Below are 16,007 nucleotides of genomic sequence, written 5' to 3' on the forward strand. Positions count from 1 at the left end.
GGCCGGCGGAGGAACGACGGTGAGCGAAGCGGTGGCGGTCGTTAATTCGCGAACCCCGCTGTTCTTCGTGAGCTATTCCCGTCCGACGGTCCGGCGGGCCGGAAACAACCCCCAGGAGTACGTCTTCCGGTTCTTCGACGACCTCTCCACGCACGTCAGTGAGCTGGTCGGGCTGCCGACCGGGGTAGATCCCGGTTTCCTGGACAGCACGCTCTCCGGCGGTGAGCGGTGGACCCCCGAACTGCTGAACGCGGCCGGCACCTGCCAGGTTTTCATCCCCTTGGTGTCCAGCTCTTTCATCACCAGCACATGGTGTGCGATGGAGTGGCACGCCTTCGCGCGACGCCGTATCGAGCCGCTGAGTCCAGGTGCCTCCGCGCATGAGTCGGCGATCGTGCCCGTCAACTGGTCGCCCACCGCCGAGGCGGCACTGCCCCCGAGCCTCCGTGCCATCCAACGGTTCTCGCCAACCGCGATACGGGACGACAACTCCGTTGCGCGCCAGTACGAGCAGGAGGGGGTCTACGGGTTGCTGACCATGCAGATGGAGCAGGCGTACCGCGCGGTGGTGTGGCGTCTGGCCCAGCGGGTGGTCGCGATCCACCGGGCCTACCACGTCCATCCGCTGGTGCCGAAGGGCGTCGACGAGTTGCGCACGGTCTTCACCGAGGAGGCAGCCGTATGACGCCGCTCACCGCCGCGGGGGCGGCACCGACGCGTGAGACGTACTTCTTCCTCAGCTATGCGCATTCCGCACCGGTGCGGAGCGCCCGCACCGAAACCGACGTCTGGGTCCGTCGGTTCTTCGCCGACCTGTCGCACGAGGTGGGTCGGCTGGCGTCCCCGCGGCCGGGCGTGGAGATCGGCTTCATCGACCAGCACATCCCCCCGGGCGCCGACGTGAAGGCTGCCCTGGCGGGTGCGCTCGGCGCGGCCCAGGTGTTCGTGCCGCTCTACTCGCCGGGCTACTTCAACAGGCCGTGGGCGCTGGGCGAGCAGAAATCCTTCCTTGCCAGACTGCTCACGGCCGCGGGCGCGGGGTCGGTGCCTCCCGTCGTGGCGGCCGAACACGTGGCACCGGTGCTCTGGATCCCGGTCCCCAGTTGGGAAGCCCATCCCGAGCTCGATGCGGCACTGGACCTGGGACGGGATGTCCCCGAGTACGCCGAGAACGGCATGCGAGCGCTCTGCATGCTCAACGCCTACCAGGACCAGTATCGGGTCCTGCTCGGGCGGCTGGCCCGGCGGATCGTGGAGCCCACCCAGCGGTTCTGGCTGCGCCCGTCCCGAGCGCCAGCCCTGGACGAGGTGTCGCGGCAGACCTCGGCAGACCCGGCGTTCGTGGTGGCGGTGCTGGCGCCCACCCGGGATCGGCCGCCGCAGGGACGGGAGCCGTCCTCGTACGACGAGCGCAGTTCGCTCTGGCGCCCGTTTGGCGCGCGACAGGAACTCCCGCTGGCCGAGTACGCCGCGAGCACCGCCGAGCGACTCGGTCTGCCGGTGCGCACCACCGACTTCGTCGACGCCGAGGACCTGCTCGAGATCCGCCCGGGTGTGGTCCTGATCGACCCGTGGGTCACCGAGCTACCCGACGGCGTGTCCACCCTGCGGGCCGCCGCGCGGGCGCTTCCGCAGTGGGCGGTCCCGCTCGTGGTGACCGACGCCGACGACCCGCGCGACGCCCAGCGCAGCGCCGATCTGGCCCGGCTGGCGCTCGGCGTGCTCCAGGACGCGGGAATGACACGAGCCCGGTGGGTCGGCCGCATGGACGAGTTCGCCGGGTTGATGCCGACCCTGGTGACCGAGGCCCGGCGGCTCTACCTGAAGCACGGCGCGGTGTTCCCGGCAGCGGGGCCGGGCACTCGGCCACCCAGCCTGCGCACCCCGGTCCCGTCATCGTTCAAAGCCCCGGAGGTGCCCGATGAGCAGTGAGCGCGACGGAAAGATAGTCACCTTCTACTCGTTCAAGGGTGGAACGGGCCGGACGATGGCGCTGGCCAACGTCGCGTGGATCCTGGCAGCCAACGGCAAGCGGGTGCTGGTCACCGACTGGGATCTCGAATCGCCCGGCCTGCACCGCTTCTTCCACCCCTTCCTGGAGGAGGCGACGATCGGCGGGACCGGCGGTGTCATCGACCTGATCCGGGAATACGAGTCGCAGATCATCCGCGGGGCGGAACGGCCGGAGGGCTGGGTCGAGCGGTGTGCCCGGGTCAGCCAGCACGCGTTCTCGCTGCGCTGGGAGTTCCCGGGCGGTGGTGGGCTGGACTTCCTCTCCGCCGGCCGGCAGGACAGCATCTACGCCACCTCGGTGAGCGGCCTGGACTGGGACACCTTCTACCACCGGCTGAATGGCGCCCGGTTCTTCAAGGCGCTGCGCGCGGACATGAAACGCGAGTACGACTACACGCTGATCGACAGCAGGACCGGGCTCAGCGACGTCGCCGACATCTGCACGCTGCACCTGCCGGACATCCTGGTGGACTGCTTCACCCTCAGCGACCAGGGCATCGACGGCGGGGCTCGGGTCGCCCGTACCGCCGAGCACCACCGAGAGCGCGACATCCGGATCCTGCCGGCGCCGATGCGGGTCGACCAGGCGGAAAAGGAGAAGGCCGACGCCGGACGGGCGCTCGCGATGCGTCGATTCACCGGGCTCCCCACCGGTATGACGGAGGAGGAGCGTCGGCGCTACTGGGCGGCGGTGGAGGTGCCGTACCGACCCTTCTACGCGTACGAGGAGACGCTGGCGACCTTCGGCGACGATCCCGGCTCGCCCACCTCACTGCTGGCCGCGTTCGAGAGGCTCACCGCGGAGCTGACCGACGGCGAGGTGAGCGCGATGCCGCCGATGGACGAGTCGGTGCGCGAGCGGCAGAAGGCCCGCTTCCGGCGCCGCTCCGCGCTCCCCGACGACCTCCTGCTCCGCTACGCCCCGGAGGACGCGGTCTGGGCGGAATGGATCGAGCGGGCGCTCAGCTCCACAGGTGTCCGGGTCGTCGACGGGACCCAACCGGCCGAGCCCGGCGCGAAGCCGCCGGCCCGTACGCTGACCATCCTCTCCTCGGCCTACGTGGCGCTGCCCCCTGCGGCATTGCCCCCGCGCGACCCGGCGGCCGGCACCACTCCGCTCGCGGTCTACGTGAGTGATCTTCGGCCCCTCGCGGAGTTCCCGGTGGCCTCGTCCATCAATCTGTTCAACGTCAGCGCCGAGGAGGCCGCGGAGCAGCTGTTTCGGCTGGTGGACCGACCGCCGCCGCTGCGTGCCGACGATCCGGCCGACGCCGGCCTGCGCTTCCCGGCCGCCGAGCCTGCCGTCTTCGAGGCCCCAGACCGCAACGCGCGCTTCACCGGCCGCGAAGGTGAGCTGGCCTACCTGCGTCGACACCTGACCCCCGCCAAGCCGGTCGCCCTCCAGGGGATGGACGGTGTCGGCAAGACCGAACTCGCCCTGGAGTACGTACACCGGTTCAAGTCGGCGTACGACGTGGTCTGGTGGATCACCATCGGCGCGACGGAGTCGGCCGGCGCCGACGTGGAGAAGTCCCTGGCGGCCTTCGCCGCCCGGCTCGGTGTCGGTGGCCACCCGGACCGGGCTGACGACGTCCGGGCGGTGCGGGAGGCGCTCGGGCGGGGTGAGCGCTGGCGGTGGCTGCTGGTGATCGACAACGCCGAGGAGGTCGACCCGGTCGAGGGCTTTCTGCCGACCGGCGGTGGCCACGTGTTGCTCACCTCCCGCAGCCCGACCTGGGCGGAGTTGGCCACCCTGGTCCAGGTCGACGTCTTTGCCCGCGCGAAGAGCGTCGTCCACCTGCGACGCCGGGTGCCCTCCCTCACCGAAGAGGAGGCCGGGCGGATCGCCGACGCGTTGGGGGACCTGGCGGTCGCGGTGGCCGCCGCCGGCGCGTACCTGGCGGACACCGGTACCTCGGTCGACGCGTACCTGGAGCAGATCGAGTGGCACGGGCCCACCGCCCTCTCCGTGGAGGCCACCTGGAACCTGTCGCTGGCACGGTTGCGTACGCAGTTCCCGGCGGCGTTCCGCTTGTTGCAGCTCTGCTCGGTGCTGGCCCCGGAGATCCACACGGATCTGCTGCTGCAGAGCGACGAGATGGCTGCGGCGCTGGAGCGGTTCGACCCCGAGGTTTCCCAGCGCGACGTGCGGGGGCGGTTGGTCCAGCAGATGAACCGGTCGGCGCTGGTCACGATCAACACATCGGAGAAGCGGGTGCTGGTGCACCGGCTGCTCCAGGCGGCGGTGCGGGAAACGATGACCGTGCAGGAGCTCGCCGACGCCCGACACCAGGTGCACCAGGTGCTGGCTGGAGCCCGCCCCAAGGGCGACACCGACGATCCACAGACCTGGGACAGGTTCCGGATGCTCTGGCCGCACTTTGAGCCCTCCGGCGTGGTGAGCAGCCAGGATGAGTCGGCCCGCGAGTTGATCATCGACCGGGTGCGGTATCTGTGGCGTCGGGGTGACCTCGACCAGGCGAACGCGTTCGCCGCGGAGGCCGACGAAGTCTGGTCGGCGGGGCTGGACCGCCTCCAGGGCACCAACGAGGTCGCCACGCTGCTCCGACAGTTGCTGCACCTGCGCTTCAACCGTGCGAACGTGCTGCGGGCACTGGCCCGCTACGACGAGGCACTCGCCCTCGACGATCAGGTCCTTGGGGAGCAGCGGGAGCTCCTGGGCAACCGGCATCCGCACACCCTGATGACGGCCGGGAGCCTGGGCGCCGACCTGCGGGCTGTCGGCCGCTACGCCGAGGCGCTCGAGCACGACAAAAAGACCTACAACGTCTGGAGTAAGGAGTTCGGCGAACAGCATCCGCGGACGCTCATCGCGGGCAACAACCTCGCGCACTCCTATCGCCTCGTCGGCGATTTCGAGTCGGCGCGGAAGGGGGACGATGCCGTGTTCCAGCTCCGCCGGCTCGTGCACGGCCCCGAACACCCGTACACGCTGCACTCGATCGCGCAACTGGCCCGCGATCTGCGAGAGGCCGGCGAGTACGGCAAATCGGCGGCGATGCTGAGCGACCTCCGTGATCAACTCACCGGCCTGAAGGAGATGGGCAGCGAGGCGGGGGACACCTTGAGCGCCCAGGTCAGCCTCGCGGTGTCGCAGCGTTGTGCGGGCCAGGAGACGCAGGCAGCCGGACTGCTGGACGCGGCGTACCCGGTGCTCGAGGCGAAGTTCGGGCGGGACAACCCCGAAACCCTGATCTGCCGGGCGGCTCTGGTGGCCAATCTGCTGGCACTCGGCAAGAACGATCGCGCCGTGGCCGAGGCGGAGCAGGTGGCGATGATCTACGAGCGGCGGCTGGGTGCCCGCCACCCGCACACCCTGGGTGCGCTCAGCAACCTTGCCGTCGCGCAGCGAGCCGTGGGTCGGGCTGCCCAGGCCCGCGCCACGGCCGAACGGGCCGCCAGCGCGCTGCGCGAGATGCTCGGGCCGGACCACCCGCACACCCTCGCGGCGGAGGAGAACTTCGGCATCTGTCTCGCCGAGGAGGGTGGCCGGGACGCCGCGATCGATTGCCTCCGCGCGACCGCGGACCGTTGGGATGGCAAGTCCGGAGTGAGCCATCCGGACGCCCTGCGTTGCCGGGCGAACCTGGATCTCGTCCTGCGGGACAGCGACGGCGACCGGCCGTCGGCGGCGATCACCGACCCGGTCGTCAAGCTGGGCGAGGTGGTCGCGGCCGATCACCCGAGCGTGCGGGCGCTGCGGGAGGGACGGCTGGTCGCCCGGATCATCGACCCGCACCCGTTCTGATCGGGTACGACGCCCGGTCCAGAGAGGACAGGCATGAGCGCTGATCGCGAAGGTCAGGTCATCACCTTCTACTCGTTCAAGGGTGGAACGGGACGGACGACGGCGCTGGCCAACATCGCGTGGATCCTCGCTGCCAACGGCAAGCGGGTGCTGGTCGCGGACTGGGATCTCGAGTCACCCGGCCTGCACCGCTTCTTCCACCCGTTCCTGGACACCGAGGCGATCCAGAGCGCCAGCGGCGTGATCGACATGATCCGCGACTACGAGTGGGAGACCACCCGGGTCGACGACCGGCCGGACCGCTGGTTGGAGCAGTACGCCCGGGTCGGCCGGCACGCGTTCTCGCTGCGCTGGAACTTCCCCGACGGCGGCGGCCTCGACTTCCTCTCCGCCGGCCGGCAGAACAGCGACTACGCCGTCTCGGTGAGCGGGCTGGACTGGGAAAACTTCTACAACCGGCTGGGCGGGGCGCAGTTCTTCGAGGCGCTGCGGGCGGACATGAAGCGGCAGTACGACTTCACCCTGATCGACAGCCGGACCGGGTTGAGCGACGTCGCCGACATCTGCACCATGCACCTGCCGGACACCCTGGTCGACTGTTTCACCCTCAGCGACCAGGGCATCGACGGCGCGGCCCGGGTCGCGCACTCGGTCCGGGACCGGTACCGGCGGCGGGACATCCGGGTCCTGCCAGTGCCGATGCGGGTCGACCACGCCGTGAAGGAGCAGAGCGAGGCTGGTCGTCTGTTGGCCATGCGCCGGTTCGCCGGTTTGCCGGCCGGCATGACCGAGGCGGAACGGCGGCGTTACTGGGCCGCGGTGGAGGTCCCGTACCGGCCGTTCTACGCGTACGAGGAGAAGTTGGCGACATTCTGCGACCCGCCCGGCTCCCCGACGTCGCTGCTGGCCGCGTTCGAGACGTTGACCGGGATCCTCACCGATGGTGCGGTAACCGCGCTGCCGGTGATGGACGAGTCGGTGCGGGAGCGGGGCAAGGCCCGTTTCCGTCGACGCACCGAGGCGATCGACGACCAGATCGTGCTCCGGTACGCGCCGGAGGACGCCATCTGGGCCGAGTGGCTGGAGCGGGTGCTCAGCTCGGCCGGGCTGCGGGTGGTGGAGCCGATGGCCGCTGTCGGGCCGGCCGGTACGCCGTACCCGCGCACGCTGACCGTGGTCTCGCCGGCCTACGTGGCGACGCCGTCCGGCGGTCTGCCCGACCGGGACCCGAGCGCCGGTTCCACGGCCCTCGCCGTGTATGTCGCCGACCTGCGCCCGTTGGCCGAATTTCCGGCCCGGAGCTACACCAACCTGGTCAACGTGAGCGCCGCGACCGCTGTGGAGCGGGTGTTGCGGTTGGTCGGCCGGCCGGTGCCGTCGTCGGCGGACGGGCCGGCGGGCGGGGCCACCCGCTATCCCGGCACCGAGCCGTTGATCTTCCACGCCCCCAACCGGAACGCCCGGTTCACCGGCCGCGAGGGCGACCTGGCGCGGCTGCGCGCGCAGTTGCAGAGCGGGGGCAGCGCGGTGGTGCTGCCGGTCGCCCTGCAGGGCATGGGTGGCGTCGGTAAGACGCAGGTGGCTTTGGAATACGTGCACCGGTTCAAGTCCGCGTACGACGTGGTCTGGTGGATCGTGGCGGACCCGCCGCAGTTCGTCGACACCGCCCTCGCCGACCTCGCCGCTCGCCTCGGCATCCTCGTCGGTCCCACCCTGCCCGACACGGTCCGGTCGGTGCTCCAGGTGCTCGGCCGTGGTGAGCCGTACGAGCGGTGGCTCGTCGTGCTCGACAACGCCGAAGAGCTCGACCAGATCGAGCCCTTCCTGCCGCAGGGCCCCGGGCACGTCCTGCTGACCTCCCGCAACCGTGCCTGGGGTGACCGGGCGAACCCGATCCAGGTGGACGTCTTCGACCGTGCCGAGGCCGTCGCGCACCTCGCCCAGCGGGTGCCCACGATCAGCGCCGAGGAGGCCGACCGGGTGGCCGAGGCGCTCGGCGACCTACCGATCGCGGTGGCCGCGGCGGGCGCCTGGCTCGCCGACACCGGCACGTCGGTAGCCGACTACCTGCGGCAGATCGAGCGGCACGGCCCGAGCGCCCTCTCGGTGGAGGCGACGTGGGATTTGTCGCTGAACCGGCTGCTCGAACAGGCGCCGGCCGCGTACCGGTTGTTGCAGCTGTGCTCGGTGCTGGCCCCGGAGATCGCCCTCGAACTCGTCTACAGCGACGAGATGGCGGCGGCCCTCGTGCCGTTCGACCCGTCGGTGTCGGAACGGCTCGTGCGCGGCGCGCTGGTCCAGCAGATCAACCGTCTGGCGCTGCTCAAGCTCGACGTGCAGGGCGGTCGGGTCCAGGTGCACCGGCTGTTGCAGGCGGTGGTCCGCGACCGGATGACCGACGACGAGATCGACGGCGCCCGACACCAGGCGCACCTGGTGCTGGCCGCGTCCCGGCCCCGCGGCGACGTGGACGACCCGACCTCCTGGGCCCGGCTGCGGATGCTCTGGCCGCATCTGGAGGTCTCCGAGGCGCTGACCTGCCCCGACGAGTGGGTGTGTCAGCTGCTGACCGACCGGGTCCGCTATCTGTGGATTCGCGGCTGCCTGGATCAGGCCGACGCGTTCAGCCAGGAGGTGGACGACACCTGGAGCGCCCGGCTCGGCGACACGCACGACGAGGCCGAGGCGTCGGCGCTGGGCCGACAGGTGCTGCACCTGCGGTTCAACCGGGCGAACATCCTGCGTAGCCTGGGCCACTTCGACGAGGCCCGGGACCTGGACGAGGCGGTGCTGGCCGAGCAACGCCGGCTGCTGGGCCCGCTGCACCCGCACAGCCTGTTGACCGCCGGCGGCCTCGGCGCTGACCTGCGGGCGCTCGGCCGCTACGCCGAGGCGCTGGAACGGGACCGGTCCACCTACGCCTCGTGGCTCCAACTGTTCGGTGAGGACCACCCGGGGACGTTGAGCGCGGCCAACAACCTCGCCGTCTCGTACCGGCTGCTCGGCGACTACCGATCGGCCCGGCGGTGGGACGACGAGGTGCACCAGCGGCGGCGGCTGGTGCTCGGCCCCACCCATCCCCACACCCTGGTCTCCGCCCTGCGTCTGGCTAGCGACCTGCGGGAAGCTGGCGAGTACGAGAGGTCGGCCACCCTGCTGCGCACGGTGTACGAGACGTACTGCGAGGTGCTCGGGCCGGACGACGGCCAGAGCCTCGTGGCTCAGGTCAACCTGGCGGTGTCCCTGCGCAGCTCCGGTCGGGGCAGCGAGGCCGCGCCGATGTTCGAGACGGCCTACCGCGAACTCGGCGAACGCTTCGGTCCGGACAACCCGGACACGGTGGCGTGCCGGGCTAGCCGCGCGGCGAACCTGTTGGCCGTGGGCGACGCTGCCCGGGCGCTCACCGAGATGACCGCGGTGAGTCAGGCGTACCAGGAGCAACTCCGGCTCGGCCCGGAGCACCCGCACACCCTGGCGACGGTGAGCAACATCTCGGCGGCGGAGCGGGCGCTCGGCCGCCGCTCGGACGCGCTCGCGTCGGCGGCCCGGGCGGTGGGCGAGTTGCGCAAGGTGCTCGGCCCGGATCACCCGCACACCCTCGCCGCGGAGGTCAACCAGGCGGTGTGTCTCGCCGAGGAGGGCGACTGGGAGTCGGCGCGGGACCGGCTGCGCGAGACGGGCGGTCGGCTGGCCTCGGTGATCGGCGCGGACCATCCCGACACGCTGCGCTGCCTCGGTGATCTCGCCCTGGTGTCGAGGCGGACCGGCGACGGCGCCCCCGTCGAGGACGTCGGCGCCGTGGCGGACCGGTTGGCCGAGGTGATCGGCCCGGAACACCCGACCGTCCAGACGCTGCGGGAGCGGCGGTTCATCGTCCGGGTCATCGACCCGCACACGATCTGACCCGCATCGGCGCGGCGGGGTGGGTCGGGCGTCCGCCCCGGCCCACCCTAGGGCCGCGGACTGGTCGCCAGGGCCGCGGTGGCCAGCCAGGTCAGGGTCTGCGGCAGGATCTCCACCGCCCCGAAGTGCGCGGCACCCGCCTGCACCTGCACCTCGGCGCACGAGATCCGCGAGGCGAGCCAGTGGGAGTGCTCCACCGGGAGGAAGCGGTCCTGCTCACCGTGCCAGAGCCGGACCTCCGCGCGGATGGCCCCGAGGTCGAACCCCCAGCCCCGTCGGATCGCCAACACGTCGTCGATCCAACCCTCGGGGCCGTGTCGCACCGCCTCGGCGTACGTGTCGGTGAGCAGTCGGCGGATCGCGACGTCGTCGACGACGCGGATGTCCTCGTCGGGCAGTTGGGGGCGGAGAAAGTCCAACAGCGTCATCGGGTCCCGTCGCGCCTCTTCGGCCCGGACCTTCAGGTTGAGGGTCAGCTCGGTCAGGTCCTCGTCGGCCTGCCCGTAGTCCGCCACGTTCGTCGCGGCCATCCCGGCGTACCAGTCCAGGTCGGGCGCACCGGCCGGGGCGAGCCCCACCAGCACGGCGGCCCGGGTGACCCGGTCCGGCAGCAGCGCCGCGCAGGCTAGGGCGTGCGGCCCACCGCCGGATCTGCCGACCACCGCGAACCGTTCGATGCCGAGGTCGTCGGCGATCGCCGCCACGTCGGCGGCGGCGTCGGCCACCCGCCGACCCTCGTGCCGGTCGGAGTCGCCGTAACCGGGCCGGTCGTAGCAGACGAGGTACACACCGAGGCGGTAGACGACGATGCCTCGGGGCCGGGGGCCATTGCGGCTGCCCGGGGTGCCGTGCAGCAGGAAGACCGCGGGTCCGTCGGGAGCGCCGGAGGTCTCCACCGCGAGGCTCCGCCCGTCCGGAGTCGTGACGGTGCGCTGTGTCGCATCTTGTCGCGCCACGGCTGGCCTCCCGCGGGTCGTCATGTGCTCCCCCGTGAACGGAGCCGCGCATCGTCGGCGCCGAGTGCAAAGCCCCCGAAATCGCCCAGAACACATTCTTGATGTGCAGCGTACTGCCCGCCGTGGATGCCCTCCATGGGCCGCCGGGTCAATGCCGGTGGGTGGGGGCTGCCAACTGGGCCGCTACCCTGGTAGCCCGAGGGGAAGGGGCACCAAGAGGGTGGCTAGGACCTACAACGTCGTGACGTACGGCTGCCAGATGAACGTCCACGACTCCGAGCGCATCTCCGGCCTGCTCGAACAGGCTGGCTACGTACGTGCGGTGCCCGCCGACGACACCCCGGACATCGTCGTGTTCAACACCTGCGCCGTCCGGGAGAACGCGGACAACCGGCTCTACGGCAACCTCGGTCGGCTGCGCCCGGTGAAGGACAAGCACCCGGGGATGCAGATCGCGGTCGGTGGCTGCCTGGCCCAGAAGGACCGGGGCGAGATCGTCCGCAAGGCGCCCTGGGTGGACGTGGTCTTCGGCACCCACAACATCGGTGCGCTGCCGGTGCTGCTGGAGCGGGCCCGGCACAACGCCGCCGCCGAGGTGGAGATCCTGGAGTCCCTCGACGTCTTCCCCTCCACGCTGCCCACCCGCCGCGAGTCCACCTACGCCGGCTGGGTGTCGATCTCGGTGGGCTGCAACAACACCTGCACGTTCTGCATCGTGCCCGCGCTGCGCGGCAAGGAGAAGGACCGCCGTCCCGGCGACATCCTCTCCGAGGTGCGCGCCCTGGTCGACGAGGGCGTGCTGGAGGTGACCCTGCTCGGGCAGAACGTCAACTCCTACGGTGTGGAGTTCGGCGACCGGTACGCCTTCGGCAAGCTGTTGCGGGCCTGCGGCGACATCGACGGGTTGGAGCGGGTCCGGTTCACCAGCCCGCACCCGAAGGACTTCACCGACGACGTGATCGCCGCGATGGCCGAGACGCCGAACGTCTGCCACTCGCTGCACATGCCGTTGCAGTCCGGCTCCGACGACGTACTGAAGGCGATGCGCCGGTCCTACCGCTCCGAGCGCTACCTGGGGATCATCGAGAAGGTCCGGGCGGCGATGCCGGACGCGGCGATCACCACCGACATCATCGTCGGCTTCCCCGGCGAGACCGAGGCCGACTTCCAGCGCACCCTGGACGTGGTCCGCGAGGCCCGGTTCTCCTCGGCCTTCACCTTCCAGTACTCGAAGCGCCCCGGCACCCCGGCCGCGACCATGGACGACCAGCTACCCAAGCAGGTCGTGCAGGAGCGCTACGAGCGGCTCGTCGCCTGCGTCGAGGAGATCACCTGGGCGGAGAACAAGCGGCTCGTCGGGGAGACCGTCGAGGTGCTGGTCGCCGTCGGCGAGGGCCGCAAGGACGAGCGGACCGGCCGGATGTCCGGTCGGGCCCGCGACGGCCGGCTGGTGCACTTCGCGACCGAGACCGCGGGTGGGGAGTCCCTCGCCGGGCAGATCCGGCCGGGCGACATCGTGCACACCACCATCACGTACGCCGCTCCGCACCACCTCAACGCCGACCGACCGCCGGTGGCGCACCGACGGACCCGGGCCGGCGACGCGGCCGAGGCGGGCCGCTCCCCGCGTACTCCCGGGGTGTTGCTCGGTCTGCCGACGATCGGCGCGCCGCCGGTCGCGCCCGCACCCACGGCTGGCTGCGCCACCCACTGAACGCACGGAAGGGCCCCTCGACGAGGGGCCCTTCCGCGGTCAGACGGTGATCCGGCCGGCGCCGGCGCCCGCCGTCACGACGGACTTGACGCTGCTGGCGGTGTCCAGTTGGTACGAGTACGGGATGCTGGCCACGCTGCCGCCGGTCTGCCCGGCGGGCGAGTTGACGAAGTGGTTGTTCCGGGCGACCAGGCGGCCCGGCCCGGAGTCGGCCTCGCCCAGGTGGTACGTGTCGTTGACGTTCTCGAAGTAGTTGCCCTCGACGAGCACGCCGGCGTTCTCCGTGGAGGCCACGCCGTAGCCGCCGTTGGCCCGGTAGTAGTTGTTGAACACGTGCACCGGGTTGCCGAAGCGCACCCGGGGGTTGCGCTGCCTGCTCCCGTCGAACCAGTTGTGGTGGTAGCTCACCCGCAGGTGGCCGGTGTCCTGGGCACCGTTGTCGTCGCTGTGGCCGAGCAGCATGGCCTTGTCGTGGTTGAAGACCCGGTTCCACGACACGGTGACGAAGTCCGATCCGCGCTTGATGTCGACCGCGCCGTCGTACCCGTTGCTGAAGGTGTTGTGGTCGACCCAGACGTTGGTGGCCGACTCCTGCACGTTGATCGCGTCGTCGTTCCAGTCCCGGAAGGTCAGGTTGCGGATGATGACGTTGCGGTCACCACTGACGTTGAGCCCGCAGCCGGCGATGGTGGCGCCGGAGTTGCCGAGGATGGTCTTGTTGGACCGGACCCGCAGCATTCCCGAGCAGGAGATCGTGCCGGACACCCGGATCACCGCGGCGCCCGTCGCGTTCAACGCGCTGGTCAGCGCCGACGCGTTGGTGACGGTGGTGGCAGGTGCACCGCCGCCGCCGGTGGTGCCGCCGTTCTGGGTGGCCCAACCGACGAGACCGGTCGGTGGCGGAACGCTGGGCGGCGGATCGCTCGGGATCGGCGAGATGGTCGGGGTGCCCGGGTTGGTCGGGGTGCCCGGGTTGGTCGGGGTGGTGGTGCCGCCGGTGCAGGCGACGTTGTTGAGGGTGAAGCTGGTCGGGTCCGGGTTGCTGGCGTTGTTCCAACTCGCGTTGAAGCCGAACGAGGCGCTGCCGTTGGTCGCCAGGTTGCCGTTGTAGTCGACGTTGGCGGTGGACACCTGGCCCCCGGTCTGCGAGACGGTGGCACCCCACGCCTGGCTGACCTGCTGCCCGGCCCCGTACGACCAGCGCAGCGTCCAACCGGAGACCGGGTCACCGAGGTTGGTGACCGTGACGTTGCCGGTGAACCCGCCCGGCCACTGGCTGGCGACCGAGTAGGCGACCCGGCAGCCGGCGGCTGCCTGCGCGGACACGGAGGTCAGCAGCCCGGCGGTGACGAGGCTGGCGGTGGCGGCGGCGGTGGTGGCGAGCAGCGTCATTCGACGCTGTGGTGTGCGCATGCTGCTTCCTTTCGAGGAGGCGGACGGGACCGTCGCAACACCCATGCCCGTGGGCGGCGAATCGTGCCCGGACCAGTAGCCCGCCAGTGCGATGACGTGAAGGAAAGCGGCTCCCGCGCTCGCGACCACCTCTACGAAGGCAAACGCTTTCCCGATGAAAGCATAGAAGAATATAAATGTAAATGGCTGGGACGGCCGATGCGCACCGCATCGGCCGTCCCAGCGGTTCAGCAGCTGGCGCCGTTGAGCTTCACGGCACCCGGGGTGCTGGCGGTGCCGTTGGCGGTGAAGCCCACGGTGACCGACCCACCCGCCGCCAGGGACGGCGCGTGACTGGGCGCGGCAGCAGTGACCGTCGTGCCGGACTGGGAGACGGTGGCGTTCCAGCCACTGCCCAACGTCACCCCGGACGGCCAGGTCCAGGCGACCGACCACGGATTCACCGCGGCGGAACCGGTGTTCTTCACGGTCAACTCACCCTGGAAGCCGCCCTGCCAGGCGTTGACCTGCCGATAGGTGGCCGTGCAGGCACCCGGCGGCGGGGTCGTCGGCCCGCCGGTCGGTCCGCCCGTAGGTCCGCCCGTCGGTCCGCCGGTGGGCCCGCCACCCGACGGTGCGATCAGGTACGGCTGGAGGATCGCCTGCTTGGTGGTGTTGACGTTCGTCCAGTCGTCAAGCGCGATGCCGCCCGTGTCACCGGAGTTGGGGTTCCACGACCAGTAGGTGAAGGACATCCCGGTCACCCCGGTCCCGGTGTACGCCATCAACTTCTCCAGCCACACCTTGTCCTTCGGGTCGACCAGGGTGCTACCGAACTCACCCATCATGATCGGCGCGATGTTCTGCTTGTAGAGGTAACCCCAGTACTTGTCCCAGATCGCCGGCATGTTCGCCGGGTAGTCCGGGGCGTCGAACCAGGTCTGCCGGTACACCGAGGTGGCGTACTCGTGCGGCGAGTAGACCAGCCGGTTGGCCACGCTCAGCCGTACCGGGAACTGACCCGCCTTCGACAGGTTGCCGCCCCACCAACCACAGTCCTCGTCGTTGCTGGTGTCGCCGTCCCAGACGTTGGAGAGGCCACCACTCGGGCAGCTCACCCCCTCCACGAAGATCAACCAGTTGGGCTGGACACCGAGGATCGCGTTGCCGGCCCGCTCGGCGGCGAGTCGCCAGTCCCGGGTGGTGTCGCCACAGCCCCAGCACGCGCCGGTGGCCGCCGGGTTGGTGCCCTCGGCGTGCGGCTCGTTGTGCAGGTCCGCGCCGATCACCGTCGGGTTGCCCGCGTACCGCTGGGCGAGCATCTTCCAGTCGTTGATCCAGGTCGCCTCGGAGACCGTCGACGTGTACCACAACGGCGACTGCCCGGCCGACGTCGGCCGGTGCCGGTCCAGGATGATCCGCATCCCCTTGCTGCCGGCGTAGTCGATCACCTTGTCCAGGATCTGCAACGGCGACAGCCCGATCAGGTCCGGGTTGACGAAGTCGTTGATCCCACTGGCGGTCGCGCCCGGCTTCAGCGCGTCGTTCGAGTACGGCACCCGCAACGTGTTGTAACCCAGCCGGGCCATCGTGTCGAGCTGCCCCCGCCACGGGTTGTTCGACCACAGCCCGTGGAAGGTCTTGTTGTCGGTCTCCATGCCGAACCAGTTGATGCCGGTCAACCGGACCGTGGCACCGGTGCTGTCCACGATCTGATTGCCGTTGGTGTGCAGGTAACCGGAGCCGGTGCCAGCGGCGACGGCCGGGCTGGTGCTGACGGCGGTGGCGAGGAACACGCCAGCCGCGACGGTGGCGAGCGCGGTCAGCGCGCCGCCGAGAGCCTTGGGACGGAACATTCGAGCTCCACTTCGGAGGTCCGACGCCGTCCGATGACGACGTCGGCGGGCGGCCGTCCGCACGTCACGGCCCCTTTTCGGGTACGCGGACAGTGCGCGACGGCCCATGTCACGCGGACGTGGTCACTCGCGGCAGCTCACCGGCGACCCTCGACGGCGGATGTTCCGCCTTCGTCGCCCTCGTGCCGGTGGCCCTACCTGGCTCCGTCGCTCATTCTGATCAGCCAGCCTCGATGCGTCAACCTGCGCCTGCGCCCCCCCGCGCGCCGCCCCGCGCCCGCGCCCCGCATGCGCCGCCCCGCGCCCGGTGCGCGCCGCCCCGCGCCCGCGCCCCGCGCGCGCCGCCCCGCGCCCGCGCCCCGCGCGCGCCGCCCCGCGCCCGCGCCCCGCGTGCGCCGCCCCGC

Annotated in this window: 8 protein-coding genes; 5 read left to right on the forward strand and 3 right to left on the reverse strand. The window is 70.9% G+C overall.

Going from position 1 to position 16,007, the window contains the following annotated elements; all coding sequences use genetic code 11:
- Positions 1-19: 19 nt before the first annotated feature.
- From AB0C25_RS36035 to fxsT (AB0C25_RS36050), 4 genes are read left to right on the forward strand one after another with little or no spacing between them, the layout of a single operon-like run.
- On the forward strand, positions 20-685 hold the full coding sequence (locus tag AB0C25_RS36035) for a TIR-like protein FxsC (protein ID WP_357379490.1): 666 nt from the start codon (positions 20-22) through the stop codon (positions 683-685).
- The gene (locus tag AB0C25_RS36040) at positions 682-1,932 is read left to right on the forward strand and encodes a TIR-like protein FxsC (protein ID WP_357379492.1); all 1,251 of its coding nucleotides are present in this window, start codon (positions 682-684) and stop codon (positions 1,930-1,932) included. The genes AB0C25_RS36035 and AB0C25_RS36040 overlap by 4 nt, the downstream gene beginning before the upstream one ends.
- Positions 1,922-5,782 carry an FxSxx-COOH system tetratricopeptide repeat protein gene (gene fxsT / locus AB0C25_RS36045; protein WP_357379494.1) on the forward strand — a complete coding sequence of 1,287 codons (3,861 nt, stop codon included), beginning with the start codon at positions 1,922-1,924 and terminating at the stop codon, positions 5,780-5,782. The genes AB0C25_RS36040 and fxsT (AB0C25_RS36045) overlap by 11 nt, the downstream gene beginning before the upstream one ends.
- Before the next feature lie 33 nt (positions 5,783-5,815).
- Positions 5,816-9,685 (forward strand): FxSxx-COOH system tetratricopeptide repeat protein, encoded by a 3,870-nt coding sequence (gene fxsT / locus AB0C25_RS36050; RefSeq protein ID WP_357379496.1) that lies wholly within the window; start codon positions 5,816-5,818, stop codon positions 9,683-9,685.
- Between the two features lie 47 nt (positions 9,686-9,732).
- On the opposite strand, the gene AB0C25_RS36055 is transcribed toward fxsT (AB0C25_RS36050), so the two are convergent.
- Positions 9,733-10,641, reverse strand: coding sequence for an alpha/beta hydrolase (locus AB0C25_RS36055; RefSeq protein ID WP_357379498.1), 909 nt, complete (start codon positions 10,639-10,641; stop codon positions 9,733-9,735).
- A 220-nt stretch (positions 10,642-10,861) separates the two neighbouring features.
- Between AB0C25_RS36055 and miaB the strand changes: the two genes are divergently transcribed.
- Positions 10,862-12,355, forward strand: coding sequence for a tRNA (N6-isopentenyl adenosine(37)-C2)-methylthiotransferase MiaB (gene miaB / locus AB0C25_RS36060; protein WP_357379500.1), 1,494 nt, complete (start codon positions 10,862-10,864; stop codon positions 12,353-12,355).
- Between the two features lie 39 nt (positions 12,356-12,394).
- Here the strand turns inward: miaB and AB0C25_RS36065 are convergent, their stop codons facing one another.
- The gene (locus AB0C25_RS36065) at positions 12,395-13,768 is read right to left on the reverse strand and encodes a cellulose binding domain-containing protein (RefSeq protein ID WP_357379502.1); all 1,374 of its coding nucleotides are present in this window, start codon (positions 13,766-13,768) and stop codon (positions 12,395-12,397) included.
- 227 nt (positions 13,769-13,995) lie between these two features.
- The gene (locus tag AB0C25_RS36070) at positions 13,996-15,603 is read right to left on the reverse strand and encodes a cellulase family glycosylhydrolase (protein ID WP_357379504.1); all 1,608 of its coding nucleotides are present in this window, start codon (positions 15,601-15,603) and stop codon (positions 13,996-13,998) included.
- Positions 15,604-16,007: the final 404 nt, after the last annotated feature.

Source organism: Micromonospora sp. NPDC048839 (assembly GCF_040649915.1).
In the GTDB taxonomy this organism is placed as follows: domain Bacteria; phylum Actinomycetota; class Actinomycetes; order Mycobacteriales; family Micromonosporaceae; genus Micromonospora.

What these genes read in the sequence shown, in the direction of transcription:
- AB0C25_RS36065 (WP_357379502.1), bottom strand. Translation starts at nt 13,768, where the DNA reads ATGCGCACACCACAGCGTCGAATGACGCTGCTCGCCACCACCGCCGCC.
- fxsT (WP_357379496.1), top strand. Translation starts at nt 5,816, where the DNA reads ATGAGCGCTGATCGCGAAGGTCAGGTCATCACCTTCTACTCGTTCAAG.
- AB0C25_RS36070 (WP_357379504.1), bottom strand. Translation starts at nt 15,603, where the DNA reads ATGTTCCGTCCCAAGGCTCTCGGCGGCGCGCTGACCGCGCTCGCCACC.
- AB0C25_RS36040 (WP_357379492.1), top strand. Translation starts at nt 682, where the DNA reads ATGACGCCGCTCACCGCCGCGGGGGCGGCACCGACGCGTGAGACGTAC.
- fxsT (WP_357379494.1), top strand. Translation starts at nt 1,922, where the DNA reads ATGAGCAGTGAGCGCGACGGAAAGATAGTCACCTTCTACTCGTTCAAG.